Source organism: Candidatus Viadribacter manganicus, assembly GCF_001679665.1.
Taxonomy (GTDB): Bacteria; Pseudomonadota; Alphaproteobacteria; order Caulobacterales; family Aquidulcibacteraceae; genus Vitreimonas; species Vitreimonas manganica.
This window is the reverse complement of the sequence record NZ_CP013244.1, coordinates 2,880,865-2,904,715: the sequence shown is the minus strand read 5'-3', so window position 1 is coordinate 2,904,715 and position 23,851 is coordinate 2,880,865. Positions and strand designations below refer to the sequence as shown.

General features: G+C 61.5%; 34 protein-coding genes. 16 read left to right on the top strand and 18 right to left on the bottom strand.

Features of this window, described 5'->3' with window-relative positions; translation table 11 throughout:
* Positions 1–33: 33 nt before the first annotated feature.
* Genes ATE48_RS14850 through ATE48_RS14835 form a run of 4 tightly spaced genes read left to right on the top strand, consistent with a single transcriptional unit; the run spans position 34 to position 2,317 of the window.
* Positions 34–615, top strand: coding sequence for a tetratricopeptide repeat protein (locus tag ATE48_RS14850; RefSeq protein WP_066772804.1), 582 nt, complete (start codon positions 34–36; stop codon positions 613–615).
* Positions 612–1,577: an alpha/beta fold hydrolase gene (locus tag ATE48_RS14845; RefSeq protein ID WP_066772799.1), complete on the top strand. Its 966-nt coding sequence runs from the start codon at positions 612–614 to the stop codon at positions 1,575–1,577. Before ATE48_RS14850 ends, ATE48_RS14845 begins: the two co-directional genes overlap by 4 nt.
* A 41-nt stretch (positions 1,578–1,618) precedes the next feature.
* Positions 1,619–1,900, top strand: coding sequence for a DUF2312 domain-containing protein (locus tag ATE48_RS14840; RefSeq protein WP_066772797.1), 282 nt, complete (start codon positions 1,619–1,621; stop codon positions 1,898–1,900).
* A 45-nt stretch (positions 1,901–1,945) separates the two neighbouring features.
* Positions 1,946–2,317: a hypothetical protein gene (locus ATE48_RS14835; RefSeq protein ID WP_066772795.1), complete on the top strand. Its 372-nt coding sequence runs from the start codon at positions 1,946–1,948 to the stop codon at positions 2,315–2,317.
* Here ATE48_RS14835 and ATE48_RS14830 read toward each other — a convergent pair.
* Together ATE48_RS14830 and ATE48_RS14825 are read right to left on the bottom strand one after the other, a co-directional pair.
* Complete coding sequence (locus ATE48_RS14830) at positions 2,314–2,601, bottom strand: DUF1294 domain-containing protein (protein ID WP_066772793.1); 288 nt, start codon at positions 2,599–2,601, stop codon at positions 2,314–2,316. The two genes, ATE48_RS14835 and ATE48_RS14830, sit on opposite strands and share 4 nt — an antisense overlap.
* Positions 2,602–2,612: 11 nt before the next feature.
* A complete protein-coding gene (locus ATE48_RS14825) occupies positions 2,613–4,109 on the bottom strand; it encodes a sigma-54-dependent transcriptional regulator (protein ID WP_066772791.1) in 1,497 nt (498 codons plus the stop codon).
* 165 nt (positions 4,110–4,274) lie between these two features.
* On the opposite strand from ATE48_RS14825, the gene ATE48_RS14820 reads away from it, so the two are divergent.
* Positions 4,275–5,606: an ABC1 kinase family protein gene (locus tag ATE48_RS14820; RefSeq protein ID WP_066772790.1), complete on the top strand. Its 1,332-nt coding sequence runs from the start codon at positions 4,275–4,277 to the stop codon at positions 5,604–5,606.
* On the opposite strand, the gene ATE48_RS14815 is transcribed toward ATE48_RS14820, so the two are convergent.
* Complete coding sequence (locus ATE48_RS14815) at positions 5,603–6,082, bottom strand: hypothetical protein (protein WP_156767795.1); 480 nt, start codon at positions 6,080–6,082, stop codon at positions 5,603–5,605. The genes ATE48_RS14820 and ATE48_RS14815 overlap by 4 nt on opposite strands.
* 146 nt (positions 6,083–6,228) lie before the next feature.
* Between ATE48_RS14815 and ATE48_RS14810 the strand changes: the two genes are divergently transcribed.
* Positions 6,229–7,458 carry a cation:proton antiporter gene (locus tag ATE48_RS14810; RefSeq protein ID WP_066772786.1) on the top strand — a complete coding sequence of 410 codons (1,230 nt, stop codon included), beginning with the start codon at positions 6,229–6,231 and terminating at the stop codon, positions 7,456–7,458.
* On the opposite strand, the gene ATE48_RS14805 is transcribed toward ATE48_RS14810, so the two are convergent.
* Both ATE48_RS14805 and ATE48_RS14800 read right to left on the bottom strand, forming a co-directional pair.
* A complete protein-coding gene (locus ATE48_RS14805; RefSeq protein WP_066772783.1) occupies positions 7,459–7,866 on the bottom strand; it encodes a DUF3052 family protein in 408 nt (135 codons plus the stop codon). It lies immediately after the preceding gene.
* A gap of 207 nt (positions 7,867–8,073) precedes the next feature.
* Positions 8,074–8,253 (bottom strand): hypothetical protein, encoded by a 180-nt coding sequence (locus ATE48_RS14800; protein WP_066772781.1) that lies wholly within the window; start codon positions 8,251–8,253, stop codon positions 8,074–8,076.
* Between the two features lie 129 nt (positions 8,254–8,382).
* Between ATE48_RS14800 and rpmE the strand changes: the two genes are divergently transcribed.
* Entirely contained in the window at positions 8,383–8,610 is a 228-nt protein-coding gene (rpmE, locus tag ATE48_RS14795; protein ID WP_066772779.1) for a 50S ribosomal protein L31, read from the top strand.
* A 212-nt stretch (positions 8,611–8,822) separates the two neighbouring features.
* Here the strand turns inward: rpmE and rcdA are convergent, their stop codons facing one another.
* Complete coding sequence (gene rcdA / locus ATE48_RS14790; protein ID WP_229255093.1) at positions 8,823–9,239, bottom strand: protease adaptor protein RcdA; 417 nt, start codon at positions 9,237–9,239, stop codon at positions 8,823–8,825.
* A 162-nt stretch (positions 9,240–9,401) separates the two neighbouring features.
* Positions 9,402–9,602 (bottom strand): DUF1192 domain-containing protein, encoded by a 201-nt coding sequence (locus ATE48_RS14785; protein ID WP_066772775.1) that lies wholly within the window; start codon positions 9,600–9,602, stop codon positions 9,402–9,404.
* A gap of 78 nt (positions 9,603–9,680) precedes the next feature.
* On the opposite strand from ATE48_RS14785, the gene ATE48_RS14780 reads away from it, so the two are divergent.
* Both ATE48_RS14780 and ATE48_RS14775 read left to right on the top strand, forming a co-directional pair.
* On the top strand, positions 9,681–10,640 hold the full coding sequence (locus ATE48_RS14780; protein WP_066772773.1) for an NAD(P)H-quinone oxidoreductase: 960 nt from the start codon (positions 9,681–9,683) through the stop codon (positions 10,638–10,640).
* A gap of 71 nt (positions 10,641–10,711) precedes the next feature.
* Positions 10,712–11,164, top strand: coding sequence for a M10 family metallopeptidase C-terminal domain-containing protein (locus ATE48_RS14775; RefSeq protein WP_066772771.1), 453 nt, complete (start codon positions 10,712–10,714; stop codon positions 11,162–11,164).
* A gap of 10 nt (positions 11,165–11,174) precedes the next feature.
* Here ATE48_RS14775 and ATE48_RS14770 read toward each other — a convergent pair whose 3' ends face one another.
* The 5 genes from ATE48_RS14770 to ATE48_RS14750 all read right to left on the bottom strand — a co-directional run bounded on the left by ATE48_RS14770 (position 11,175) and on the right by ATE48_RS14750 (position 15,285).
* Entirely contained in the window at positions 11,175–11,357 is a 183-nt protein-coding gene (locus ATE48_RS14770; RefSeq protein ID WP_066772769.1) for a hypothetical protein, read from the bottom strand.
* A 54-nt stretch (positions 11,358–11,411) separates the two neighbouring features.
* Positions 11,412–13,109: an N-acyl-D-amino-acid deacylase family protein gene (locus tag ATE48_RS14765; RefSeq protein ID WP_066772765.1), complete on the bottom strand. Its 1,698-nt coding sequence runs from the start codon at positions 13,107–13,109 to the stop codon at positions 11,412–11,414.
* 136 nt (positions 13,110–13,245) lie between these two features.
* Positions 13,246–13,656: a TadE/TadG family type IV pilus assembly protein gene (locus ATE48_RS14760; RefSeq protein ID WP_066772762.1), complete on the bottom strand. Its 411-nt coding sequence runs from the start codon at positions 13,654–13,656 to the stop codon at positions 13,246–13,248.
* Positions 13,634–14,062, bottom strand: a complete 429-nt coding sequence (locus tag ATE48_RS14755) for a TadE/TadG family type IV pilus assembly protein (protein WP_066772760.1) — start codon at positions 14,060–14,062, stop codon at positions 13,634–13,636. Before ATE48_RS14755 ends, ATE48_RS14760 begins: the two co-directional genes overlap by 23 nt.
* Positions 14,059–15,285 (bottom strand): pilus assembly protein TadG-related protein, encoded by a 1,227-nt coding sequence (locus ATE48_RS14750; protein ID WP_066772758.1) that lies wholly within the window; start codon positions 15,283–15,285, stop codon positions 14,059–14,061. Before ATE48_RS14750 ends, ATE48_RS14755 begins: the two co-directional genes overlap by 4 nt.
* 219 nt (positions 15,286–15,504) lie before the next feature.
* On the opposite strand from ATE48_RS14750, the gene ATE48_RS14745 reads away from it, so the two are divergent.
* The gene (locus ATE48_RS14745) at positions 15,505–16,146 is read left to right on the top strand and encodes a cell cycle transcriptional regulator TrcR (RefSeq protein ID WP_066772757.1); all 642 of its coding nucleotides are present in this window, start codon (positions 15,505–15,507) and stop codon (positions 16,144–16,146) included.
* Between the two features lie 52 nt (positions 16,147–16,198).
* Here the strand turns inward: ATE48_RS14745 and msrA are convergent, their stop codons facing one another.
* Positions 16,199–16,807, bottom strand: coding sequence for a peptide-methionine (S)-S-oxide reductase MsrA (gene msrA / locus ATE48_RS14740; RefSeq protein WP_083197381.1), 609 nt, complete (start codon positions 16,805–16,807; stop codon positions 16,199–16,201).
* 90 nt (positions 16,808–16,897) lie between these two features.
* On the opposite strand from msrA, the gene msrB reads away from it, so the two are divergent.
* Positions 16,898–17,443, top strand: coding sequence for a peptide-methionine (R)-S-oxide reductase MsrB (gene msrB / locus ATE48_RS14735; RefSeq protein WP_083197380.1), 546 nt, complete (start codon positions 16,898–16,900; stop codon positions 17,441–17,443).
* 96 nt (positions 17,444–17,539) lie between these two features.
* Here the strand turns inward: msrB and ATE48_RS14730 are convergent, their stop codons facing one another.
* The gene (locus ATE48_RS14730) at positions 17,540–17,716 is read right to left on the bottom strand and encodes a YdcH family protein (RefSeq protein WP_066772756.1); all 177 of its coding nucleotides are present in this window, start codon (positions 17,714–17,716) and stop codon (positions 17,540–17,542) included.
* A 288-nt stretch (positions 17,717–18,004) separates the two neighbouring features.
* On the opposite strand from ATE48_RS14730, the gene ATE48_RS14725 reads away from it, so the two are divergent.
* Entirely contained in the window at positions 18,005–18,172 is a 168-nt protein-coding gene (locus tag ATE48_RS14725) for a YdcH family protein (protein ID WP_066775185.1), read from the top strand.
* Positions 18,169–19,191: a lipid A deacylase LpxR family protein gene (locus tag ATE48_RS14720; protein ID WP_228126642.1), complete on the top strand. Its 1,023-nt coding sequence runs from the start codon at positions 18,169–18,171 to the stop codon at positions 19,189–19,191. Before ATE48_RS14725 ends, ATE48_RS14720 begins: the two co-directional genes overlap by 4 nt.
* A 212-nt stretch (positions 19,192–19,403) precedes the next feature.
* On the opposite strand, the gene ATE48_RS14715 is transcribed toward ATE48_RS14720, so the two are convergent.
* The gene (locus tag ATE48_RS14715) at positions 19,404–20,060 is read right to left on the bottom strand and encodes a GGDEF domain-containing protein (RefSeq protein ID WP_066772753.1); all 657 of its coding nucleotides are present in this window, start codon (positions 20,058–20,060) and stop codon (positions 19,404–19,406) included.
* 264 nt (positions 20,061–20,324) lie between these two features.
* Here ATE48_RS14715 and purE point away from each other — a divergent pair, with 264 nt between their 5' ends.
* Positions 20,325–20,822 (top strand): 5-(carboxyamino)imidazole ribonucleotide mutase, encoded by a 498-nt coding sequence (gene purE / locus ATE48_RS14710; RefSeq protein WP_066772751.1) that lies wholly within the window; start codon positions 20,325–20,327, stop codon positions 20,820–20,822.
* Positions 20,819–21,889 carry a 5-(carboxyamino)imidazole ribonucleotide synthase gene (locus ATE48_RS14705; RefSeq protein WP_066772749.1) on the top strand — a complete coding sequence of 357 codons (1,071 nt, stop codon included), beginning with the start codon at positions 20,819–20,821 and terminating at the stop codon, positions 21,887–21,889. The genes purE and ATE48_RS14705 overlap by 4 nt, the downstream gene beginning before the upstream one ends.
* Here the strand turns inward: ATE48_RS14705 and ATE48_RS14700 are convergent.
* Positions 21,886–22,230 (bottom strand): hypothetical protein, encoded by a 345-nt coding sequence (locus tag ATE48_RS14700; RefSeq protein WP_066772745.1) that lies wholly within the window; start codon positions 22,228–22,230, stop codon positions 21,886–21,888. The two genes, ATE48_RS14705 and ATE48_RS14700, sit on opposite strands and share 4 nt — an antisense overlap.
* An 88-nt stretch (positions 22,231–22,318) precedes the next feature.
* Positions 22,319–22,966: a COQ9 family protein gene (locus ATE48_RS14695; protein ID WP_066772743.1), complete on the bottom strand. Its 648-nt coding sequence runs from the start codon at positions 22,964–22,966 to the stop codon at positions 22,319–22,321.
* Between the two features lie 148 nt (positions 22,967–23,114).
* Between ATE48_RS14695 and rpsU the strand changes: the two genes are divergently transcribed.
* The gene (gene rpsU, locus ATE48_RS14690; RefSeq protein ID WP_156767900.1) at positions 23,115–23,348 is read left to right on the top strand and encodes a 30S ribosomal protein S21; all 234 of its coding nucleotides are present in this window, start codon (positions 23,115–23,117) and stop codon (positions 23,346–23,348) included.
* Between the two features lie 58 nt (positions 23,349–23,406).
* On the opposite strand, the gene ATE48_RS14685 is transcribed toward rpsU, so the two are convergent.
* Positions 23,407–23,841: a MarR family winged helix-turn-helix transcriptional regulator gene (locus tag ATE48_RS14685; protein ID WP_066772741.1), complete on the bottom strand. Its 435-nt coding sequence runs from the start codon at positions 23,839–23,841 to the stop codon at positions 23,407–23,409.
* Between the last annotated feature and the right edge of the window lie 10 nt (positions 23,842–23,851).

Genomic DNA, 23,851 nt, shown 5'->3' with positions numbered 1-23,851 from the left:
AAGCCCTCGCGGGCGTTGTGAATTTCAGGTAAGATGAATTCGATTCATCTCGTCATGCGCAATTTCTTATTCGCAGTCGCAGCCGCCCTGACGCTTGCCGCGTGCAACGCTGGCTCGTCCGCACCGACGCGCGCCGATCCCGAACTCGACGCCCTGTTCTCTCAGTTGGAGCAAGCCGAGGACGCCCAGACCGCAACCCCGATCGAGCAAGCCATCTGGGCGCGTTGGGCCGACAGCGGCTCGCCAACCGTCAACATTCTGCTCGAACGCGCGAACGCGGCCGAAAGCGCCGGCGACGCCGAACTGGCGGAGCGTTTCCTCGATCAAGCGTCGGATCTCGCGCCAGATTACGCAGAGACCTGGAACCGGCGCGCCAATCTCTATTACTCAACCGACGACTATCCCGGCGCGATCGCGGCGATTCAAGAAACACTGAAGCGCGAGCCACGCCACTTCGGCGCACTCGCCGGCCTTGGACTCATCTACGAAGAACTGGGCCAGCAGCGCGCAGCCCTCGAAGCCTTCCGCGCAGCGTTGGTGATTCACCCCCATTACGAGGTCGCGCTGCAAGGCGTTCGCCGCCTCGAGCCACGCGTCGACGGCCGCGACGCATGATCCTGTGGCTGGCTGCGATCGCCGCCGCGATCGCACTGAGCGGCTACGTGTTGGCGTCACATTCACGCGCGTACGTCCGGCGCACTGTTGCGCGCTTTGCGCCCACTGGCCGTTTTATCGACGCTGACGGCGTGCGTTTGCATGTCCGCGAGGCCGGCCCACAAGGCGCACCGCGGATGCTTCTGATCCATGGCGCGAGTTCGAATCTGCTCGAACTTTGGGGGCCGTTGGCGGATGAGTTCTCACCTCTGCATCACGTCATTGCCTACGATCGCCCCGGCATGGGCCATTCCGAGCGCGCCCGCCGCGACGCCCACACCATGGCCTCGCAAGCGAAGGCGGCGGCGCGGGTGCTGGAGCAAACTGGCGATGGGCCGGCGATCATCGTGGCCCATTCGCTCGGCGCGGGCGTTGCGCTGCGCCTTGCGCTCGATCATCCGCGTTTGGTCAGTGGCCTCGTGCTCGTTGCGCCGGCATGCAATCCCTATCCTTGGAAACCTGCATGGTGGGCGCGCCTTTCAACCAAGCCGATCATCGGCGAACTTTTCTGCAACCTCATCATTCCGTGGCTCGGGCCGCCGATGATCCCGCAGAGCGTCGCCAACAACTTTTGGCCAGCGCCTGTGCCGGTGAACTATCTTGAGCAAGCCGGGGTGCCACTGATCTTTTGCCCGCGCGCATTTCGCGCCAGCGCATTTGATGTTGTCGCCTCGAATGTCGAGTTCGGCGCCCAGCAGCCGCGCTACGGCGAGTTATTCACACCGGCGGTCATTCTCACGGCGGAGAAGGACAAGATCGTCTCGCCCAAGCGCCACGCACGCGCGCTGGCTGTGGATATGCCGGCGGCGGAACTCGTGATCGCCCCCGAAACCGGACATATGCCGCACCGCCTGAGGACAGATCTGGTCATCGCCGCGATTCGCCGTGTCAACGAGATGACGTCAACGCGAACGACGGACTAGCCTCTGGTAACGATTCGATTCTCGAAACGAACAGGTGGGCTATGGCGGACTTTGGTGGGACCGATACGGTCGTTGCGACACAATCTCTGACGCAAACGGCGCAAGAAAAGCTGCGCCAACTCGTGGCGCGCATCGAGCGTCTCGAGGAAGAGAAAAAGTCGATCGGCGACGACATCAAGGAAAGCTACGCCGAAGCCAAGGCCGTGGGCTTTGACAGCAAAGTGCTTCGCCAAGTGATCCGTATCCGTAAGCAGGACCGCCAAGAGCGCGAAGAGCAAGAGCAAATTCGCGAACTCTATCTGCACGCACTGGGCGAAATCTAAGCCCCGATTTTGCGTTAAGGCGCCCGCACGCCTAAGCTTGCGGGCATGGCCCGTGAGGTCGACCCCAAGCAGACGCGCAAGGCGCTGCGGATCATCCGCAAGCTCGCCGCCAAAAGCGCTGCGCCGGAGGCGATCGATCCCGAGACCGGCGAAGTGAAGCCCGGCGAAGGCGCTGTCGATTACTCGCAGTGGGAAACGGCATTTCTTACCGAAGTCGACAAGCGGCTGGAGAAATACGGCTCTGCCTTCAACGATCTCAGCAAGGGCCGCAAAGACGAAGCCCTCTCCTCGCTTCAGACCGTGAAGCTGAAAGAGATCGCCGCGAAAGCGCGCGGCAAGAAGCGCAAAGGCATGACGACGAAGAAGCCGCTCGGTTGGAAGAACCGGCCGCAACGCCCCGCGCGGGACGAGAGTTAGAGGCCGATGGCTGCGCGAATAACCGGCGACAGCCAGAAGATGCCAAACGCAACGTTCGCGAGCGCGCAGAGCAAGAGCAGCACGCCGAACGGCTGCTTTTTGGTTTTATGACGAAAGAGTTGTTGACCCAGCAAAGCGCCGAGAGCGCCGCCGAAGAACGCCAGCATAAGCAAGGTGCGTTCGGGGATCCGGCGCTGCTGGGTTTCGGCGCGGCGCTTATCCCATCCGAATGCGAAGAAGGCGATGACGTTGATGCCCGCCAAAGAGAGGAGCATCAACGTCATCGACTAATTCCTTAATTTTCGCCGACGGCCTTTTCTTCGAGGCCGTATTCGCGAAGCTTGCGATAAAGCGTTGAGCGGCCGATGCCGAGACGGCGAGCAACTTCCGACATATGACCGGCATAGTGGTCAATCGCGAGTTCGATCAAGTCACGTTCGATCTGCTCGAGCTGGCGCAGGTGGCCTTCGCCGTCGAACACAGCCACGGGACGTGCGGCGGCGTCTTCAGCGGCTTCCACCACCGAGGCGAACGCGACGTGCGCTGCAGTGACGTGATGATCGTTGGCCGGCGCCGGCACTTCAATCGGCAGCGTATCGTTCGCGGCCATCAAAGGCTTCAAGCCAGAGATTTGCGGGAAGTCTTCAGGCTCCAGCGTGTCGCCTTCGCACAGAATGACCGCGCGGAACACTGAGTTCTCAAGTTGGCGGACATTGCCCGGCCAATCGAAGCCCATGAGCATCTGCATCGTCGCGGCGGAAACGCCGCGAACGTTGCGGCCCTCTTCTGCGTTGAAGCGCGCGACAAAGCGCTGAACCAGCGACGGCAGATCTTCTTTGCGATCGCGCAGCGGCGGCGCTTCAATGGGGAAGACATTGAGGCGATAGTAGAGATCTTCGCGGAAGGCGTTATCGGCAACGAGTTTCGCCAAATCCTTGTTGGTCGCGCTGATGATGCGAACGTCGACCTTCACCGGGCGCTTGCCGCCAACCGGATCGACTTCGCCTTCTTGCAGCACGCGCAGCAGTTTCACCTGCATGTCGAGCGGCAGTTCGCCAACTTCGTCGAGGAACAGCGTGCCGCCGTGCGCTTCAACGAATTTGCCGGCGTGGTTATCCGTCGCGCCGGTGAAGCTGCCCTTCACGTGGCCGAACAGAATGGACTCAACCAGGTTTTCCGGGATCGCGCCGCAGTTCACGGTCACGAACGGACGGCCGGCGCGCTCTGAAGCGCCCTGGATCGCACGCGCCAGCAATTCCTTGCCGACGCCGCTTTCACCGGTGATCAGCACCGGGATGTTCGAGGCTGCCGCACGCTTGCCCATGCGAACGACCGGCGCCATCACCGGCGCGTTGGCGACCATATCGTCAAACGAAAGATGACCGGCGACGCGCTTCTTCATGCGCACTACTTCGGTCTTCAGGTTCGACATTTCGAGCGCATTACGGATCGAAACCATGATCCGCTCGGGCGACGCCGGCTTCACGAAGAAATCGCTCGCGCCGGCTTGCATGGCCTGCACAACCGTATCGATGCCGCCCGAGGCAGTCAGAACGATGCACGGCAGATCGCCGCGGCGCATGCGAATTTCTTTCAAGGCTTCTTGGCCCGTCATGCCCGGCATGACGAGATCCAATAGCACGATGTCGATATCAGCGTGCTTATCGACGGCCTCGACCGCTTGGGCGCCGTTCTCTGCCGCTCGTGTCAGGAAACCATTGCGCTCTACAGCCGCCTGCAACAGACGGCGCTGCGCCGGATCGTCATCGACGATCAGGATCGTCTTTCCCATGTACCACCACCAACTTATTGCCGCGTTTCTCTGACGGAAACGCTGGTCACGAGCCGACAGTACGGAAAGGAAGTTCAGGTCGCGTTAAAATGGCACACCGAAACGCGATTATCGTAAGGCCTCATAGGCATTAGATAAACGAGCTGTTCACCATGCCTGGATGCGATGACCGACGCTAAAGACCCAGAACGCAATCGCATCACGGCGCGCATCGGGCGCGTTGCAAGTGTTGGCGCGAACATCTCCGGCGCTGTCGGCGCGCGGATGATGGGTGCGGATCAACACGCTTTAGCGCGCGCTTTGCGCCAGGCCCTGGGTCGCTCCAAGGGCCCATTGATGAAGGTAGCACAGCTGCTTTCAACAATTCCTGACCTCCTGCCCCAAGCGTACGCGGAAGAGTTCCGCAAACTTCAAGCGCACGCGCCGCCGATGGGTTGGCCGTTCGTGCAACGGCGCATGCGTGCGGAACTTGGCGAGGACTGGGAAACCAAGTTTGGGTCGTTTGAGCGTGAAGCCGCCGCCGCCGCCTCGCTCGGCCAAGTACATCGCGCGACCTCGCATGACGGACGCGCGCTTGCCTGCAAGCTTCAATATCCGGACATGGCGAGCGCCGTCGAAGCTGATCTCGGTCAGCTCAAGACGCTGCTCGGGCTTTTCAAGAGCATGGATGGCTCGATCGATTCATCCGAGGCGGTGCTGGAAGTTGGCGAACGCTTGCGCGAGGAGCTCGATTACGGACGCGAGCTGAAGCACATGCTCTTGTTCGCGCAGATCCTCGCGGATGAGGAGCGCATCAAAACCCCGGAGCCGGTCGAGACGCTTTCCAGCAAGCGTTTGCTAACCATGACCTGGCTCGAAGGTCGCGGGCTGATGCACTGGCTCGACGAACCCCAAGAAACCCGCAACCGCATCGCCGAGCTTCTGTTCAAGGCGTGGTGGGGACCGATGACGCATTACGGCGTCATCCACGGCGATCCGCACCTCGGCAATTATGCGCTCACCGACAATGCCGAGCGTTTGCACTTGCTCGATTTCGGCTGCGTTCGCGTCTTCCCTGCCCGCTTCCTTGAAGGCGTCGTCGGTTTGTGGCGCGGGCTCAAAGCCGAAGACATGGCGCAAGTCGCGCACTCGTATGAGATTTGGGGCTTCAAGAACCTCAACAAGGATCTCATCGACGCACTGACCATGTGGGCGCGCTTTATCTATGGCCCGCTTTTGGAAGATCGCGTGCGCACGATCGCGGACGATGTGCCGCCGGCTGAGTACGGACGTCGCGAAGCGATGCAAGTGCGCAAGCGGCTAAAGACGCTTGGCCCCGTCCTGATCCCGCGCGAGTTCGTGTTCATGGATCGCGCCGCAATTGGACTGGGCGCAGCGTTCCTGCACCTTCGCGCGGAACTCAACTTCGCCGCCATGTTCGCCGAGAGCGTTGAGGGCTTCTCTCCTGAAGCGCTGGCGGAGCGCCAAGCGAAAGCCCTCACCGCCGTTGGACTTTAGCCCATAAGTTGATTTAGGCCGAGAAAGCCGATGATCATGCAGATCGAGGCGGCCTCACCCGAGAGACGATAAGCGGCGCCCTGCGTTCCGCTCCAGCACGACGCCAGCAGCACGATCGAGCCCATCGTCGCCGCCGGCGCGATCCAAAATTGCGGCGCTGACATCGGAAAGATCACAGCCATCGCCGGCCAAGCCAGCAGAGACAGCGTCACCATCGCCGCGGCGAGCGAGCACCCAATCGCGCGCCGGTCTAGCGCATCGCGAAAGGTCGCGACGGCGAGGTAAGCTGCAATGATGAAGAGCGGCGACGCAACGAGCAGCGGCCACATACCAGTCCGGCCCATGGCCATCGCCGCACCGAAACCTGTCGCGATGCCAATAGCTGCGCCGCCAAAGAGAACAGCGAAGCGCTCGTCACGGCGGAACGAGACCGGCGCAACGGCCGCATCAGAACTCAGTGAAGCATCGCAAGCCATGACATCTGCCCGTTTCGGTCCCATCCGATGAGGCGAAAACGTGGCGCATCGCACCTTGTTCCTAGCGGCGGAGAAAATCAGTCGCTTGCCTTGCGTGCCAGCGTCGCAGTGTGCGTTATGGATCACACGGAGGGAGCGCAGCGGAAATGGAAGACAAGTACGCACTGATCACGACCCTGGTGGCCGCGATCGTGCTGGCGTTTGTCTTAGGTTTCGTCGCCTCGCGCCTGCGGCTCTCGCCTATCGTCGGCTATCTGCTCGCAGGCCTTGCGGTTGGTCCGTACACGCCCGGTTTCACCGGCAACACCGAATTGGCGCTGCAGCTTTCCGAGATCGGTGTGATCTTGCTGATGTTTGGGGTCGGGCTGAAGATCTCGATCGACGATATCTGGTCGGTCCGCGGGATCGCCGTGCCTGGCTCGCTCGTGCACACGCTAGCGGCAGGCGCCGTGGGTTACGTGACCGGGCTGCTCCTCGGCATGTCCGGCGTCGAGAGCTTCGTTCTGGGGGCATCGCTTTCGATCGCGAGCACAATCGTTTTCCTGCGCGCCATGGAGGACAAGCGCGCGCTCAAAACCGAGGAAGGACGGATCGGCATTTCCTGGCTGCTGATCGAGGATGTGCTGATCGTGCTCGCCATCGTCGTGCTGCCCGCCATCGTTTCAGCCATGGCGGCAGAGCAAGCCAACGTTTCCATCGGCCCGCTTGTGATCGCGCTCGCCATCACCTTCGCGAAGATTGCTGGATTCATCGCGCTTATGCTGGTGATCGGCGGACGCTTCTTCCCGTGGCTTATCGTGCAGATCGCGCACGCCAAATCTCGCGAGCTGCTTTCGCTTGGGACGCTCTCGCTGGCGCTCGGCGTTGCCTGGGCCGCCTATTTCTGGTTCGGGGCAAGCTTTGCGCTCGGCGCATTCCTCGGCGGGCTCGCGCTCAATGGCTCGCGGTTCTCGCACAAAGTTGCCGAAGACTCGCTGCCGCTTCGCGACACGTTCGCGGTGTTGTTCTTCGTTGCCGTTGGCATGTTGTTCGATCCGTTTGTGGTGATCCGTGAACCGTGGAGCGTGGCCGCGATTGTCGCTGTGGTCATCGTGGGCAAGGCGCTGCTGGCCTTCGTGCTGATGCGGATGATGAAACAACCACCGCAGGCCAGCGCACTGGTGGCGCTTGGGCTCGCCCAGATCGGCGAGTTCTCGTTCGTGCTGGCGGGACTAGGACTTCAGCTCGAAGTCATGGCGCAAGAGACTTACAATCTCATTCTCGCCGCCGCACTGATCTCCATCGCGGTCAACCCGTTCTTGCTGCGGCTAGTGCCAGATTCCGAACCCTTAAAAGCAAAGACGCAAGCAGCGCCCGCCAGCGAAAGCGCACACTGATCAGCGAAGAGCCTTGCGAATCACGAGCTTTAGTGCGGACCAGACCTCATCCACCGCGCAGACCTTCACATCCACGTAGCCCATCGGCAGAGCTACTTTACGGATGGTGTCTTCGGTGATGTCAGTCTCGACCTTGGCGGCCTTCTTCGGCCACGACACCCACACCATCCCATCCGGAGCGAGTTTGGTTCGAAGGCTCTCAAGCTCTGCCTCAAGCTTGGCGGCGCTGGTGTGAAAGATGTGCGCGGCGGCCAGCGCCTTGGTTGGGCGCGCGAGGTAGCAAGGCCCCGCCTCTTTATCGATCACCTTCTTCACCGAGGCCGGCATGCCGGACGCCCATAACGGCTCGCCTGGTTTAAACCCGAGCTTCTTCGCCAGCGGCGTCCCGGAATAGCCAGCCTGCGCCATCAGCTTTCTCCCTTCTCTTTGCGCTCCTGAAGGATCGCTAACAGGCGCTGTTCTTCCTCGTCCGGATCTTGGTGGGCGCCAGGGATCGGAGCGCACCCACGCTTTGGCGACGCTGGCGCTCAAGGCGAGTATCGCACTCTCTTAAATGATTACGCTGAAGCACCGCGATCCAGCCAATCAGCAGGAAGCCAAGAAAAGACCAGAAGATCATTCGCCGGCTTTATCCTGCCGGAGGCGCGCCAGAAGTTGCGCCTCCTCGGCTTGGAGCCGGGCCCGCTCCCGCCGCTGGTCCGCCTCGGCCTCGACCTTCTTGCGTTCGCCCCGCGCCCAGCCAGCGACGCCAACCACGGCCAAACCGCCTAAAACGCCTACGAACAACCACGTCATGTTTGGCGTCCTAAGTAGAGTGCCCAAGGCTGGGAAGGCCCGATGGGGCCCTTGCTAGCCTAGCCTCTTTCCGCTATCAGCCCCGCTTCAATTTTATCCCCCAGGTGGGCGCGCGCAGGATTCCGGGTCATGAAAACCGAAGGCCATCCCGATTACCACATGATCACGGTCACGATGACCGATGGTTCGACCTTCCAAACCCGTTCGACCTACGGCGAAAGCGGCGCGACGCTGGCGCTCGATATCGATCCGAAATCGCACCCGGCCTGGACCGGCGGCAACCAAACCATGCTCGACCGCGGCGGCCGCGTTTCGCGCTTCAACGACAAATTCGGCGGCTTCATCAAGAAGAAATAAGGCCTCGCCTGACAGCCAAACGCAAAACGGCCTCCGATTGGAGGCCGTTTTTGCTTTTGGACTTATGCACAGGTCTCAAGCGATGCGCAGGAACGACCAGAGGGGCGAGCGCATTTTCTTTGGGAGGCCGCTGACGACCCCGCACCGCACGGCGGCCTCAGTATTAGCCCCCCCAAAGGAAAGCGGCCCGCCGCCCGGGCCGCTTTCGATTTTTAGCGGCCGAATGCCTGGTGGAGCATCGCGAGCTGGTCCGAGACCGCGTTTGCAGGCTCGTCCCTATCGCCATCGTACATGGTGCCGTCCAGGCGCCGGACACGTTCGAAGATCGCACCGCCACGGATAATGAGGCTCTTTAGAGCCTCAGGAAGCTCATCGCTGCCGGCGAAGCCGGTTGTCGGCTGCGTGTCGCGGGAGATCAGGCGATACTTCTCGCTTGAAGCCTCAACCATTTGGATCTCGCCATCGCGAACCGCGCGCTGAACCAATAACCATGACGCGACCTGCATCAGGCGCGTCGTGAGACGCATGCTTTCTCCGGCATAAGCGAGAGCTGCAGCGCGTGAGAGACGCTTGGAAGCAGCCCGGCCCGGGCCGTCCAAATAGGCGGCGGTTTCCTCAACGAGCGCCATGCCTTCCTTAAAGGTGCGCTCAAAAAGCTCCGACCGGGCGAAATCAATGGCCCGTTTAGCGTCGAAATTTGCCCTCTGAGGGGAAGTTTGGTTCGTATCGGTCATGAGGCCATGAAGGTCGCAAGGCGCGGGCCGTCATAATCGAAAGCCAGGCGCGATGGGTTAAGATGGCCGCGCGCCGAATACAGAATTCGCCGCCTCGCGTTGGGCGCGCTTTTTCGTGATCGCCGCCTCGCAAAGTGCGATCTCAGCTCTAAGCTTCTGAATACGAAATTCGAGTTCGTCGATCGAGGCGACCTCCAATTGCTGTTCCAGCGGAACCGCCTTCTTCGCCGGCGGTGCGAATGGATCGTCATCGATCATGGGCCTATCTCCTCTGAACGATTATAAACCTAAACGGACCTCATTTTAAGGGAGAGACGCGTGCTTAAACCGTCGACGATGCGCAGGGTCATGCATGGGCCCGATAAGCCGCTCTCCTTGGTCAGCGACGACGTGCCAAAGCCCGGCAATCATGAAATCCTGGTCCGCGTCGAAGCTGCGGGCGTAAACCGACCCGACCTGATGCAGCGCGCGGGGCTCTACCCGCCTCCGCCCGGAGCGCCAGTTACGCTCGGGCTGGAAGCAGCTGGTGAAGTGGTTGAGGTCGGCTCTGGCGTCACGCGCTGGCATGTCGGCGACAAGGTCACCGCACTCTTGGCCGGCGGTGGTTATGCGGAGTACGCGCTAGCGCACGAGGGCGCGGCGCTCCCGATCCCGGCCGGTCTTTCAATGATCGAAGCCGCAGCGCTGCCGGAAACGGTGATGACGGTGTGGGCGAACGTCTTCGAAAGCGCGGCTCTAAAGCCGAACGAAACGCTCCTCGTCCACGGCGGCGCGTCCGGCATCGGCACCACGGCCATTCAAATGGCGCGGGCCTTCGGCGCTCGAGTATTCGCGACTGCTGGCGATGCAGAGAAGGTAAAGCTCTGCGAAAAGCTCGGCGCTCATCGCGGCATCAATTACCGGACAGAGGATTTCGAAACGGTCGTGCGCGATTTGGGCGGCGCTGATGTCGTGCTCGACATGGTTGGCGGCCCGTACATTCAAAAAAACCTCGACGTCCTGAACGATCAAGGCCGCGTGGTCATGATCGCCTTCCTGCAGGGTCCAACGGCGCAGCTCAACTTGATGAGGTTGATGCTGAAGCGGCTTACGCTCACAGGATCAACGCTCCGTTCGCGCAGCGTTGAAGAAAAAGCGCGCATTGCGGCTCAAGTAGAACGCAACGTGTGGCCGTGGATCGCCGCAGGCCGCGTGCGGCCGGTCATCGACAGCACCTTCACGCTGAGCGAAGCCGAAGCCGCACATGCGCGCCTGCAAGCGGGATCGCATGCAGGAAAGATCATTCTCACCAACTAACCCCCGCATTCGCGGGGTTGAGGAAAGTGGCAAAGCACCGCCCCTTTCGCTAAACGCGAAGGAGGCGCTCGATGCCCAATCTGAACGGCAACAACCGCAACAATGTACTGAATGGAACGAACGGCAACGACACGATCGACGGCCGTGGCGGCAATGACCGCATCGATGGCGGCCTAGGCAATGACAACATGTTCGGCGGCGACGGCAACGACGTGCTCATCTCAAATGCGGGCAACGACCGCATGACGGGCGGAAGCGGCGCCGACACGTTCGTCATCGGGCCCCGCACGAGCGGGGTCATCACAATCACAGATTTTCAAAACGGCATCGATCTCATCGACTTGCGCGGGCTCGGTTTCGACGCAAACGGAGAATCGCCAGATTGGTATGGATTTTTGATCGCCGATGGCGCCAACACGATTTTGGATTTCTACGGCGTGCACGGCGAGAACTTCCAGATCGTGCTCCAAAACTTCGACTACACGAATATTGACATCACCGACTATATTCTTGGCGGCCCTTGAATTGGGCCCTTCACGGCTTTGCCTTCGGCGAGCGAACGTCTTTGCCTTTGCGAACCCGGTCCGCGCCGCCAAAGACATCCTCTTCCGGCACGGGACGATTGGCGTTCTTTGAACCGGTCGTGTTGGGCGTTTGGCCCGGCTTCACGCCGGACTTCGCGTTCTTTTCACTGCGCGGTTGCTGCGGCTCGGTCATAGGTCTCTCCTTTCGAAGAGAACAGCGGGCGCCAAACGTCAGTTCCGCCGCCGCCTATTCCGAAGCGTAACCAATCCAGCCAGGTCCACGGACGACTTGCCCGGGCGTTGCGCCAGTGTGCTCGCCATCGCGCAGAACTTGCGCGCCGTTGACGAACACGTCGCGGACTCCGGTTGAGTAGACGTGCGGATTTTCGAACGTTGAGTGATCGGCGATGGTTGCGGGATCGAAGACAACGACGTCGGCGAAGTAACCCACTTCCAGCGCGCCGCGTTCGCGGATGGCGATGGACTGCGCCGGCAACGTCGTCAGGCGACGGATCGCTTCTTCGAGCGGCATGACTTGGCGATCACGCACATAGCGACCAAGGAACCGCGCTACGTTGCCGTAACTGCGAGGGTGCGGATTGAATTGAAGAAATGCGCCTTCAGGGGCCATTGAGCCCGCGTCTGAGCCCAGCATCGTGTAGGGCCAGCGCAAATTGCGTTCGAGGTTCTCTTCACTCATCAGCACGTAAGCGGTATCGACACGCGAATTATCTTCGATGACAAGATCAATAATCGTATCTTCCGGGCTTGTGCCGCGCGCGGCGGCGACTTCGGCCAAAGTCTTGCCGGTGTAGCCACGCAGTTCAGGATTACGGAAGCCGATCAGGATGACGTCCTGAGGACCGCGCGTCAGACGCAGTAGGCTTTCCCAATTCGTGGCGGGCGCACGCATCTCGCGCAGAACGCGCGCGCGGATTGCCGGATCGCGCAGGCGCGCCACCCAGGCGTCGTGGCCGCCCTCCTGCACCCATGGCGGCATCGTCGCATCCAAGCCGGTGGCGCCTGCGAGGTAAGTGTAGACGTTGGCGGTGACATCGATGCCTTCGGCGCGCGCTGCATTGAGCCGCGCCAAGCCAGGCTCAGACAAATCCCAGTTCGCCTCACCCGCCGGCTTCATGTGATACATCTGCACGCGCGCACCGGTTGCACGGCCAATGGCGATCAGCTCATCGATGGCTTCAAGATAGCGATCGCCTTCGGAACGCATGTGCGAGATGTAGCCGCCGTTGAACTCCGCAGCGGCGGCGGTCAACGCGATCAATTCGTCGGTTTGAGCGTACGCGGCAGGCGCATAGATCAATGATGAGCCGACGCCGAGCGCGCCTTCGCGCATAGCCTGGCGCACGAGGTCCTGCATCTGCGCCAGTTCTTGCGCATTGGGCGCGCGATCGGCTTCGCCAAGCACGTGAATCCGCACAGTGGTGGCGCCAACATAACTGGCGATGTTCGGCGTAATGCCACGCTCGACCATGTGATCCATGTATTCGCCGAGCGTCGTCCAGGTCGGGTCAAACTGGATGTAGCTTTGCTGGCGGATCATCTCGGCGCGCATCGCCTCGTTGATCGGCCCCATAGTCCAGCCCTCACCCATGACTTCGAGCGTCACGCCTTGGCGAATGTCGCTTTGAGATAGACCATCCTCAAGCAAGGACTCCGTCGCCCAAGAGAGCATGTTGATGAAGCCGGGCGCCACCGCCATGCCATGCGCATCGATGCGCTGGCTAGCAGACGCGCCTGCCAAATTGCCTATAGCGGCAATCCGATCGCCTCGGATCGCTATGTCGGCGCCAACCGGCGCGCTACCGGAGCCGTCATAGACTGTGCCGTTGGCGATGATGACATCGTAACGCTCCGCGCTTTGGGTGGAGGCGCAAGCGCCAAGCGAAAGTGCGCCAGCAAGTGCAAGAAGTGTCCGGCGCAGCATCGCGTCCCCCAACAGCCAAGGGCAGCAGCTTGGTGGGTTTTGTCGACGACGTCACTTGTTTCCAGCGAGGACGCACCACTTTTTTGCGCAGCGGCGCGATAGCCAAGCGGACCCGGCTCGGGCCGGGCCCGCCGCTTCAGCCAGCCGGCGCGGGTGCTACGCTTTCGGCTGAGAAGTGCAGCGCCAAGTCAGGCACGAACGGCACACGCAGCGGCACCTCGTAGTTCGCAGTCGCAACCGCGACGGGCACACTGCCGCTATCATCAATAATGTAAGAGAAATCGACCACTGGCGAACCGATCGCTTCGAGCCGCTCGTTGAGCGAAGCCTCGATCTGCGCGCCCGTCACTTCTGGATCGATCATTGCGGCGCGCAACGTGCGCTCCAGCGACCACTGAACCGTCGCGCCTTCATAATACGCCATGCCAAGCGACAATATGCCGACGATGCAGGTGAAGAGCACGGGTGCGATCATGGCGAACTCAACCGCCGTCGCGCCCGAATGATCGCGTGCTAGCAATCGCTTAGCGAATGCGAATTGAGTCATCGGCGCTGTCCCCGTAATCCACTACGATGCCGCCTAAAGTCGCGTGCGCGCTCAAGCTGATATAGGCCTCCGGCACTGAGCCACCGCTGCACGGGCTATTGCAGGCATGGGCGAGACTCCCACAAAGACAAAAGCGCGTAGCCTCCACGCGCGCGTCTTCGGGCATTGCGGACCATGAGCGAACAATAATTTCACGCGCCACGGCAAGATCGCGTCCGCCGTTCAAAACATACTGGCCGCCAGAGCGCAGCGCCCCGTGCATGTCGGTGCGCTGGTAGGCAACCTGGCCCACTTCGGCGATGCCCAGCAAAGCAATCGCGAGAAGCGGCGAGATCAGCGCAAACTCGACGGCGCTAGCGCCGCGTCGATTGCGCGCGAACGAAACGAGCTTTGAAAGCCACATCATTCGACCAACCTCACTGATCCGGGCACCTCGATCGTATCGAGACCCGTGCCGGTGCAATCTGTGCCGAAGCCGGCATCGCCGCGGAGATCGATGGAGCGCGCCACAATGCGCAAGCAGCCATTGGCGCCGGAGAAGTTGCCGTTGTGGGTGACCTCTTGCGACGGGAAATAAAGTGCGCCGGTAAAATTTGAGGCGGCGGTGCCATTGAAAACGTTCTCGGCGTTGGCCTGATCGCGATCGCCGTACATCAGCACGCCGGCATAGACGCCAGTGGTCATCGCCGTCAGGTCGATCTCGGCGTTGCCGTTGAAGTGGACAGTAGCGCCGCCGGTCAGGAAGAACATGACGTTATGTCCGGTGACGCGCGCGCCGGCGTTAATACGAAATTCGCCCCCATCGATGACGTAGACGCCAGAATTCAAGGTGAAATCACCCGACAGATTGAGCCCACCGCAATAGACGCCCGGGTTCAAAGTCTTCGGCAAATGCGGGTTGCCGCCCGGAAGGCTTGCACATGGTCCGGATGTAGAGGGTTCGGCCAAGTTCGCATAAGGATCTTGGGCTTGGGGCATTTCCTCCATCGGCGCGGCGCACGAAGTGAGCGTGAGATCGGCGCTCACAGCCGTGCCGCCAGCAGAGACGATGCACGGCGCGGTCACATCAGCGCTGCCGGCGATGGTGATGGAATCGTCTGCGAGTGAGTTCGACATCACCACACAGCCACTGAACGTCGCCGTCGGGTTGCCGATGAAGATCACGGCGTCATTCGCCCATGTATCGAGCGCGAGGATGCAGGCTTGCTGCTCATTCTCATACGCCGCGACGGCGCGAACGCGCACGGTCACGGGCTCTTCAGTGAACAGTCCGGTGAAGAAGCGCTCCAGATTGCGCTCAAGCACAACTTCGACGGCATGGTCGTCTCTATGGCCGCCGACGGTTGGCGGCGTGTTCACCACGATTGTACCCGGCACATAGCCATTCTCAGCGGCTTCCTCGGTAGCTGCGCCGACGACATCCGTGCGCGTAGCGCCAGAACGGAGGACAACAGCGCCAGCATTCGCCGCGAGATCTGCGGCCGTCTGCAGGCGACGCTCTTCGAAAAACCAATAACCAACCTCAACGCCAAGGCCCGCGCTGCCGACAATCACCGGCAGCGAGAGCGCAAACGTCACCGCGGTCAAACCACGGCGGTCGGTCAAAAAGCGTGGCAGGCGAACCCGCATGGCGAACCTCAATCGAGGACAGGTTGCCGCAGGTTCCTTGCTAGGAAATTAGTAAGGTGGGTGAACAAAAGGTTTCCGTAAGGACCTTTCCTCGCTCCGAACTCGGCGCTATATCGACCTCAACTGACCTCGTCCGCGCCCGGATGCGTCAGCCCGTTGCACCAGTTGGCTAGCGCCTGGCGACGACGCCGGGCGCTTTTGCGTATCTGGAGCCTCCCCATGTCCTCGAACGTGCTGATGCCGAAGGCCACCGCCGTGTGGCTGATCGAAAACACTTCCCTCGCCTTCAGCCAGATCGCCGATTTCTGCGGCCTGCATCCACTCGAAGTGCAGGGCATCGCCAACGAAGACGTGGCCAAGGGCATTCGCGGCGTTGATCCAATCGCCGGAGGATTTCTGTCGCGCGAAGAGATCGCCAAGGGCGAAGCCAGCGAAACCTACAAGCTGCAGCCGCTTGAGCAAAAGCGCATCGACCTGCCGCAGGTAAAGAAGAAGGGCGCGCGCTACACGCCGATTGCCCGCCGCCAAGACCGCCCCGACGCCATCGCCTGGTTCCTAAAGAACCACCCGGAAGTGCCGGACTCCAAGGTCGTGAAGTTGATCGGCACCACCAAGGCGACGATCGAGCAAGTGCGCAGCCGTGCACACTGGAACTCAAGCCAGATCAAGCCGGTCGACCCGGTGACAATCGGCCTCTGCAGCCAGATCGAGCTCGACGCTGTCGTTGCGGAAGCCGCCGCTGCGAAGGCACGCGCCGATGCGCGCAACGCCAAGACGCAAGCAAAGACGTTGAAGTCGGCCCAGGAAACCGTGCCTGCGGAAACATACGAGCAAGAGCCGGCTTCGAGCGAGGAGACTTAAGCAGCTAAGGATTTAGCCGTGCGCAGCGAGAAATCGCGCACGCGGCTTTATTTTAGCGCCGCCAAACTTGGCGCAGACGTGCATCACGGCCGCAGCCGGTGCGATACGCCGCATAGTGCGCCGGATTTCGGCGGGCGTAGTCGCGGTGATATTCCTCCGCTTCTGTGAAGGGGCCCAGCGACAGGATCGGCGTGATCACTTCGCCATTCACGTTTCCACTCGCGACGACCGCAGCTTTGCTCGCCTCAGCATCAGCGCGCTGATCAGGTGTTACGAAAATGGCTGGCCTGTAGCTTGAGCCTCGATCACAAAATTGGCCGCCGTCGTCGGTTGGGTCGGTCAGGCGCCAATAGCGATCCACCAACTGGCGATAGGTGATGACGTTCGGATCAAAGCGCACGCGAACGGCTTCGAAGTGTCCAGGGTGGTTTTCGTAGGTTGGGTTGGCGTTTCGCCCGCCGGTGTAGCCGCTCATTACCGAACTTACGCCCGGCAGCGCACCCATGTCGTGCTCCATGCACCAAAAGCAGCCGCCGGCGAACACCGCCTCTTGCTGGCCTGCGGGCAAAGGCGCTTGGCGCGGTTGCTGGGCCGATGAGGGCTCAGCTGAGCAGGCGGCGGCGACAAACAGGAAGAGGCTGGCAAGGAGTGAGCGGATCATGCTGACTATACGAAGGAGAACGCGCGGTGGTTTCAAGCAACCAGCGCTCGACTTCAGCCGTATAAGCCTCGAACCCGGAGCTTAAGCGCCATGAAATTCATCCCTGCCCTGCTCGCCACTGTTATCGTTGCCGGCGGCGCCGGAATTTACGCCTACGCCCAGCAACGCACCACGGCGCCGGCCGCGCAGCAGCCCCAGCGTTCGCCCTCCGCGCTTGAGCGGCTCCGCTCGCTGGTGATGGACCACAACGGCACCGAGCGCGCGTTCGACAATGAATACTGGAACAACCATGAGGCTGGCCTCTACGTCGAGGCCCGCACAGGCGAGGCGCTGTTCGTTTCGACCGACAAGTATGACAGCGGCTCAGGCTGGCCGAGCTTCACACGCCCTGTCGATCCCAACGCCATCACCATGCATGAGGACTACACCATGGGCATGCGCCGGATCGAAATCCGCTCGCGCAATGGCGATCACCATTTGGGACACGTGTTCGATGATGGCCCGCGCGGCTCAGGCGGCCAGCGCTTCTGCATCAATAGCTGCGCGATCCGCTTCATCCCCCGCGCGCAAATGCAGGCAGAGGGCTACGGCCAATATCTCGCGCTCGTGGACAGCGCACAAAGCACGACGCGATAGCGGCTAAGGGGGAAAGTCCAGCACGGGGAGCGCGCTCAATCTCGTATTTCAGAATTGAGCGCCACCCGCTGGATTTCAGCAGCGAATTATTCGCTTTCAGTGTTCCGACCTATGTCGGAGCTCTTCAATTTCTTCTTTGAGTTTCAGTTTCTGGCGTTTCATCGCCGTGAGCCGGGAAGCATCTACTGAGGGATGCTGGGCTTCACTTTTGATGATGATGTCGAGATCACGATGGCGCGCGTCAAGTTCGCGCAGCCGCTGCTCGATAGCCATCGAAGGCGCCTCCTTTAGCTTTGGCGATTCCGAGTGTGCGCCGCTTTTTTTGTGTTGTCTCCTTACATCAACAACAAAAATAAACTTTCTTATTTTGGCCTGATTCCCTTTCAGTTTTCAGGCGCGCAGGCGACTTTACAGCGCCTAAGAGGCGTGTCTTAGCTCACCTTTCGCGCGCACATGGGGCGGCGTGCGAAATCACGGACGCTAGTACTCATGGATTCCGAAGACGGAACCGGCTTCGACATTAACGATACGCCGGAACGGCGCGCGCTTAAGGCGCGCCTCATGGAGTACCGCGAGGAACATCGCGCCCTCGACTCCGCCATTTTTGCCCTGCAGGAACAGAGCGGTGGGGATGCGCTGCAGCTCGCCAGGCTGAAGAAGCGCAAGCTTGTCTTGAGGGACCAAATTAAATGGATCGAGGATCGGCTGATGCCGGACATCATCGCTTGAAGTATTGGCTTGGTGGCGCGGCGCTGATCGCTGCGATGTCGCCGGGCGCTGCGCTCGCACAGGATGCTGAAGCCGGCGACAAAGGCGTCTTTTCTCTCGTCGTCGAGAACGACAGCCTCTCCTCAGGCGCGGACCGTAACTACACCTCCGGGATCAAGTTCGCGTACGTCAGCCAATTGGAGGAAGTGCCTGGATTTCTCTCGGGCACGCGCGGACTGACGCAAGCCATCTCAGGCAGCGATCCAGATTTTTGGGGCGTCGCGATCGGCCAATCGATCTTCACCCCCGAAGACATCACCGCAAACCCTGCGCCTCCAGACCAGCACCCCTATGCGGGTTGGCTTTACATGCAGATCATGATCGGCGCCGAAGAGGACCGGCCCGGCAATCTTGAGCCGCGCTATCTTGATACATACGAACTCGAATTCGGCGTCACCGGCCCATCCGCATTGGGTGAAGAAGCACAGCGCGGCATCCACCAGGTGCTGGGCGCGCCGGATCCACAAGGTTGGGACAGCCAGCTCAATGACGAATTCGCATTCGCGGTTTCGTTCGATCGCCGCTGGCGCCCGCCGTGGGCGCAGCTGTCCACCGACGTGGGTGGCCTCGAATTTGACCTGACGCCCAACGCTGGCGTCACGCTTGGTACGCTGCGCACAGAAGCACGCGTTGGCGTCGCCGCTCGTGTGGGCTGGCGTCTCGACAACGATTACGGCCCGCCGCGCGTTCGCCCCTCGCTTGCTGGCGTAGAGCATTTTAGCGGTGGACCGCTCTCGTGGCAGGTCTTCGCTGGCGTCCAAGGCCGCGCCGTCGCGCACAACCTCTTCCTCGATGGCAACACCTTCGAAGACAGCGCTTCGGTAGATCGCACACCGTTGGTCGCCGATTTCCAGACCGGCTTCTCGGTCAGCGCCGGCGATTGGCGCATCGCTTACACCTATGTGTGGCGGACAGAAGAGTTTGAGACGCAGCCAACGCGCCAAGACTTCGGCGCGATCGCGATTAGCGTCCGGCTTTAAAGCAGCACCGCATCCGCTACACGGAAGCGCACCGGCAATTGTAGGTTGGAGCGCGAGCCTCCGGCTCGCCTTTGCCTCAAGCTTTCAGGGTCAAGCACACATGCGGGCCCGCGTCCCAACCTGTAGGCGCAAATTCAAATCCAGGATGACGCTGGTAGAAAAATCGTCATGCTGAGCCTGTCGAAGCACGACATCACTGACCGAAGCGCGCGCTAAAAACCGGCGAAGGCTTGGCTTTGCGCGCGGCGTGCGTGCTTTTCAGCGTACATCGCCTCGTCCGCGCGTGCGATCGCGGTTTCGGGATCTTCGACCATCGCGATCGGATGAACACCCACGGACGCGCGAATGCGATGCGGGACGCCGGCATAGAGAATTGCGCTCGAATTGATCTTATCGCTCAGAGCCTGCGCCTTGACCACGGCCTCCTCTGCCGTGGCGCGGTTGAGGATGATGCCGAACTCGTCACCGCCCAGACGGCCGACGATGTCGCTCTCGCGCACGCTGTCCGACAGCAGCAGGCCCACATGGCGCAGAACCGCATCGCCTGCCGAGTGACCGAATTCGTCGTTCACGGCCTTGAAGCCATCGAGGTCGATATAGATCACCGCCGCCGGCGTCTTGTAGCGTTCGACCTCAGACATGGTCCGGTGGAGCTCGCGCAGGAACGCCCGGCGGTTGAAGACCGGCGCAAGCGTATCGCGGTCAGCCAAGTTCTCAGCCTCGGAAAGCTTGGCCTTCAACTCGGCGAGCTCAGCGGTGAGTCGCTCCAGAGCCGCCAAACCCGACTGAGAAACATCGCGCGCGGACAGCCCCAGCCCTTGCAGGACTTGGGTCGTTTCGCTGGCGAGCTTTGAGCGTCTGAACAGCATCTTTACCCACAGGGATGCGCGCTCTGGGTAAAGGCCGCCTTAACTGCGTGCGGGAGCGGACTGGACGCCGCGCGCGGCTTCCATTACTGGGCCGTTTTTTAGGAGCAGCCGGAACATGGCTACCCCCCTCGCGCGCGCCCTCGGAAACTCGACGGAGCTGGATGCGCGCACAGTGCGAATTTCCGAAGAACAAGCCGCGCGAGTAAGAACTATGACTTCAGCGCGCCTTGATGGAATTGGAGTTTGCTCGAAGGTCGATCCCACATGACGGCGAACTCCAATTCCGGCGCGCAGGTGGGCCTCATCATGGGCTCAAAGTCCGACTGGGAGACGATGAAGGCAGCCGCCGAAGTGCTCGACGCACTGGGCGTTGCGTACGAAGCCAAGGTCGTCTCCGCACACCGGACCCCCAAGCGCCTCTACGATTACGCCACCAGCGCCAAGTCACGCGGGCTGAAGGTCATCATCGCGGGCGCAGGCGGCGCGGCGCACCTTCCTGGCATGGCGGCTTCGATGACGCCGCTCCCGGTGCTTGGCGTACCGGTCAAGAGCAAAGACCTCAAAGGTCTAGATAGCCTCCTCTCGATCGTGCAAATGCCAAAGGGTGTTCCTGTTGGGACGCTGGCGATTGGCGAAGCGGGCGCGGCGAACGCCGGCATCATGGCGGCGCAGATTCTAGCGCTCAGCGACGAAGTCTTGGCGACACGCATCGAAGGCTTCCGCGCCGCGCAAACCGAAGCGGTGTCCGAAAGCCCGCTATGAGCGCACTTCCGCCCGGCAGCACGATCGGCATTTTGGGCGGCGGCCAACTTGGACGCATGCTCGCCATCGCCGCCGCACAGCTGGGCTTTGACGTATGCATCTTTACCGACGAGCCCGATAGCCCTGCTTCACGGGTCGCGGCCAAGACGATGGTTGGAAACTATCTCGATCATGCCGCGCTTGCCGACTTCGCGCGCCGGGTTCAGGTCGTCACCACGGAATTCGAGAACATTCCTGCCGAAACGGCTCAAGCGTTGATCGATGCGGGCGCACGCGTTGCGCCGACGCCAGCGGCCCTCGCCATCGCACAAGATCGCTTCGATGAGAAAAGCTACTTTCTCAGCGCCGCGATTCAGACGCCGCCATTCAAGGCGATCTCGTCTCAGGACGATCTCGATGCAGCCATCGCTGAGATTGGCGCCCCGGCAATCTTGAAGACACGCCGCCTCGGCTATGACGGGCGCGGCCAAATCCGCATCAAGACACTCGCCGACGCACAAGGCGCATACGAAAAGCTCGGCGCGCCGGGCATTCTCGAAGGCTTCTGCGCGTTTGAGCGCGAGGTCTCGATCATAGCGGCGCGCGGCATAGATGGCTCGATCGCCTTCTACGATCTCAACGAAAACGAACACTCTGGCGGCATTCTTTCGCGCACGACGCTGCCCGCACAGGTCAGTGAACCAACCATCGTTGAGGCGCAAAAAGCGGCGCGCAACGTGCTTGAAGCGTTCGACTATGTCGGCGCGCTGACCATCGAATTCTTCGTGATGCCGGATGGATCACTGATCGCCAACGAGATGGCGCCGCGCGTCCATAATTCTGGCCATTGGACGATCGAGGGCGCGCTGACCTCGCAGTTCGAGCAACACATTCGCGCTATCGCCGGCTGGCCGCTTGGCCCCACGACGCGCACCGCCAACATCGAAATGCTGAATCTAATCGGCGAAGACGCAAACGCCTGGCCCCAGCTCGCGGCGGATCCAACGGCGCGCCTCCACCTTTACGGCAAGCGCGACGCGCGCGCCGGCCGCAAGATGGGTCACGTCACGAAGCTCAAATTGAGCTAGCGCGGAAACGCCTCGTCGCGCGCGGTGAACATCCACCAGCCCGCGACGTACAATAATGGCGTCACCAGCCAAAGCACGCCGACGATTGCGCCTGGGGTACGGCGCACGAACGTCACAAGCGAGCTGCCATCATCGAATGAGCCACCGACGGCAATTACCGCCGGATTGGCGAGCAATATCAGCGCGACAAAGCATATCCAAAACGCCACCGCCGTAGCGACGATAGGACTGGTGCGCTCGACGTAATCGTCAGCGGGATGTTCTTCGAGATGAGACAGCGAGGTCCATATAGTCAGCGGCCATGCCGCTGCATTTAAGAACCGTACCGGAGCTGCAGCCATGAGCGCCTCCACACGGATCGTGTGCGGCGACTATACGCCGATGGCGCCGAAGTGACAGCGCATGAAGGAATTTTGCGTAACGGCGGTTTCAGCGCCCGTAGCGAAAGCGCGCCGCGATGCCGACGGCGCTTTGCACGCTCTCGCTCACCGGCTTCAGCCGCGCTTTGAGCTTCTCAAATTGCATCACGTTTTCAATGCGCGCATCGAGAAAGGTCCAAGTGGCTTCGTTGTCTTCGCTCTCGTCGCTGAGCCAGCGGCCATAGGTGCTCGCCAGCACGCCTGAGAGGATGGCGCGCTTGGAATAAAAGTTCTCGTCGGTCGAGGTATCGCCAAGCGCGCGCCAGATGTGATCGGCCGTGCGCCAAAGCAGACGCGCCGCTTCGGGCGCCCGATCGGGCCTGGAAAGCGCCCGCGTCATCGCGCGCGCGGCGTCCTTGTATGGCTGCTGGGCCTCAAGTCGCACCTGCACCGCCGCCCGCACGCGCTGGCGAACCTTCATCGCGCCGAGGTCGAGGCCATCGAGGCGGTCGAGCATGGCGGCGTCCGCCCGGGCGGCAAAAGCGTCGAAGAGGTCAAATACCCCCTTCGGGCAGGCCAGGTCTGCCTCCCCTTGGCTCAAGCCCGCCTCCGCCACGGCGGCCCTAAAAGCCGCTTCCGTCCAGCCCTCCCGAGCCGCATGGGCCGGGAAAACCTCTAAAATCCGGCTGCGGAAGCGATCTGAGGGAGTATCTGTCATGAGGAAAAGCTAAGCCTCAGCGGCTCCGCCAGCAATGGACAGCGCCGCGGCCTTTTGCTATCAGCCCGACTTCGCTTCAGAACGGAGCCGCGGCGCGACATGCGCACGCGGCCTGTTGGGTTTGGTATTCGGTTACGGGAGACGGGTCCTGGTACAGATTTTCGTTCGCGATAACAACGTCGATCAGGCGTTGAAGGCGCTCAAAAAGAAGATGCAACGCGAAGGCACCTTCCGTGAAATGAAGCGTCGCAATCACTACGAAAAGCCGTCGGAAAAGCGCGCTCGCGAGCGTGCTGAAGCTGTCCGCCGCGCCCGCAAGTTGGCCCGCAAGCGCGCTCAGCGCGAAGGCCTCCTGCCGCGTCCGCCGGCGAAGCCACGGTAAGAACCAAACCGTGAAGCGATAGGAATTCAAAACGCCGCCCCTCACCGGGCGGCGTTTTTCATTCTGCGGCGGCGGCGACGCGCTGCATCAGCAAAGCAGCGTCCGCCAACTGCGCGCGCTCTTCACGGCTGAGCTTGGCGACGCGCTTGTTGAGCAAAGCGAGGCGGCGCTTGCGGCCCTGGTCCATGAGCACACGCCCCTTTGCGGTGACCTCAATGCGAACGCCGCGCTTATCTTCACGGTCAACGCGCTTGGCGACGAGACCATCGACTTCAAGATCACTCACCAGTCTCGACATCGTGGCGGGCGTCACCTGCTCTGCCTTGGCGAGCGCTGAAAGGCTCGATGGGCCAGCGAAGGTCAACACCGAAAGCGCTGAAAGCTTTGGCGCGGACACGCCGGTTTCATCGTCAGCAACGCGCACTGCCCGCAGAAGGTGAATGGCGGCGCGGTGTAGTGCGGTCGCGACTTCGAGTGAATCTGTACGTGACATCTACCGGCGA

Bases quoted from the DNA above. Each gene is read 5' to 3' on its own strand.
- ATE48_RS14815 (WP_156767795.1), bottom strand. From the start codon at position 6,082: ATGGCTTGCGATGCTTCACTGAGTTCTGATGCGGCCGTTGCGCCGGTC.
- ATE48_RS14750 (WP_066772758.1), bottom strand. From the start codon at position 15,285: ATGCGGGTTCGCCTGCCACGCTTTTTGACCGACCGCCGTGGTTTGACC.
- ATE48_RS14810 (WP_066772786.1), top strand. From the start codon at position 6,229: ATGGAAGACAAGTACGCACTGATCACGACCCTGGTGGCCGCGATCGTG.
- ATE48_RS14715 (WP_066772753.1), bottom strand. From the start codon at position 20,060: ATGCTGTTCAGACGCTCAAAGCTCGCCAGCGAAACGACCCAAGTCCTG.
- ATE48_RS14840 (WP_066772797.1), top strand. From the start codon at position 1,619: ATGGCGGACTTTGGTGGGACCGATACGGTCGTTGCGACACAATCTCTG.
- msrB (WP_083197380.1), top strand. From the start codon at position 16,898: ATGAAATTCATCCCTGCCCTGCTCGCCACTGTTATCGTTGCCGGCGGC.
- ATE48_RS14725 (WP_066775185.1), top strand. From the start codon at position 18,005: ATGGAGTACCGCGAGGAACATCGCGCCCTCGACTCCGCCATTTTTGCC.
- ATE48_RS14820 (WP_066772790.1), top strand. From the start codon at position 4,275: ATGACCGACGCTAAAGACCCAGAACGCAATCGCATCACGGCGCGCATC.
- ATE48_RS14695 (WP_066772743.1), bottom strand. From the start codon at position 22,966: ATGACAGATACTCCCTCAGATCGCTTCCGCAGCCGGATTTTAGAGGTT.
- ATE48_RS14760 (WP_066772762.1), bottom strand. From the start codon at position 13,656: ATGACTCAATTCGCATTCGCTAAGCGATTGCTAGCACGCGATCATTCG.
- ATE48_RS14775 (WP_066772771.1), top strand. From the start codon at position 10,712: ATGCCCAATCTGAACGGCAACAACCGCAACAATGTACTGAATGGAACG.
- ATE48_RS14730 (WP_066772756.1), bottom strand. From the start codon at position 17,716: ATGGCTATCGAGCAGCGGCTGCGCGAACTTGACGCGCGCCATCGTGAT.
- ATE48_RS14755 (WP_066772760.1), bottom strand. From the start codon at position 14,062: ATGATGTGGCTTTCAAAGCTCGTTTCGTTCGCGCGCAATCGACGCGGC.
- ATE48_RS14825 (WP_066772791.1), bottom strand. From the start codon at position 4,109: ATGGGAAAGACGATCCTGATCGTCGATGACGATCCGGCGCAGCGCCGT.
- ATE48_RS14705 (WP_066772749.1), top strand. From the start codon at position 20,819: ATGAGCGCACTTCCGCCCGGCAGCACGATCGGCATTTTGGGCGGCGGC.
- ATE48_RS14850 (WP_066772804.1), top strand. From the start codon at position 34: ATGAATTCGATTCATCTCGTCATGCGCAATTTCTTATTCGCAGTCGCA.
- ATE48_RS14685 (WP_066772741.1), bottom strand. From the start codon at position 23,841: ATGTCACGTACAGATTCACTCGAAGTCGCGACCGCACTACACCGCGCC.
- ATE48_RS14770 (WP_066772769.1), bottom strand. From the start codon at position 11,357: ATGACCGAGCCGCAGCAACCGCGCAGTGAAAAGAACGCGAAGTCCGGC.
- ATE48_RS14835 (WP_066772795.1), top strand. From the start codon at position 1,946: ATGGCCCGTGAGGTCGACCCCAAGCAGACGCGCAAGGCGCTGCGGATC.
- rcdA (WP_229255093.1), bottom strand. From the start codon at position 9,239: ATGGCGCTCGTTGAGGAAACCGCCGCCTATTTGGACGGCCCGGGCCGG.
- msrA (WP_083197381.1), bottom strand. From the start codon at position 16,807: ATGATCCGCTCACTCCTTGCCAGCCTCTTCCTGTTTGTCGCCGCCGCC.
- ATE48_RS14830 (WP_066772793.1), bottom strand. From the start codon at position 2,601: ATGACGTTGATGCTCCTCTCTTTGGCGGGCATCAACGTCATCGCCTTC.
- ATE48_RS14780 (WP_066772773.1), top strand. From the start codon at position 9,681: ATGCGCAGGGTCATGCATGGGCCCGATAAGCCGCTCTCCTTGGTCAGC.
- ATE48_RS14845 (WP_066772799.1), top strand. From the start codon at position 612: ATGATCCTGTGGCTGGCTGCGATCGCCGCCGCGATCGCACTGAGCGGC.
- ATE48_RS14785 (WP_066772775.1), bottom strand. From the start codon at position 9,602: ATGATCGATGACGATCCATTCGCACCGCCGGCGAAGAAGGCGGTTCCG.
- ATE48_RS14805 (WP_066772783.1), bottom strand. From the start codon at position 7,866: ATGGCGCAGGCTGGCTATTCCGGGACGCCGCTGGCGAAGAAGCTCGGG.
- rpmE (WP_066772779.1), top strand. From the start codon at position 8,383: ATGAAAACCGAAGGCCATCCCGATTACCACATGATCACGGTCACGATG.
- ATE48_RS14800 (WP_066772781.1), bottom strand. From the start codon at position 8,253: ATGACGTGGTTGTTCGTAGGCGTTTTAGGCGGTTTGGCCGTGGTTGGC.
- ATE48_RS14700 (WP_066772745.1), bottom strand. From the start codon at position 22,230: ATGGCTGCAGCTCCGGTACGGTTCTTAAATGCAGCGGCATGGCCGCTG.
- ATE48_RS14745 (WP_066772757.1), top strand. From the start codon at position 15,505: ATGTCCTCGAACGTGCTGATGCCGAAGGCCACCGCCGTGTGGCTGATC.
- ATE48_RS14765 (WP_066772765.1), bottom strand. From the start codon at position 13,109: ATGCTGCGCCGGACACTTCTTGCACTTGCTGGCGCACTTTCGCTTGGC.
- purE (WP_066772751.1), top strand. From the start codon at position 20,325: ATGACGGCGAACTCCAATTCCGGCGCGCAGGTGGGCCTCATCATGGGC.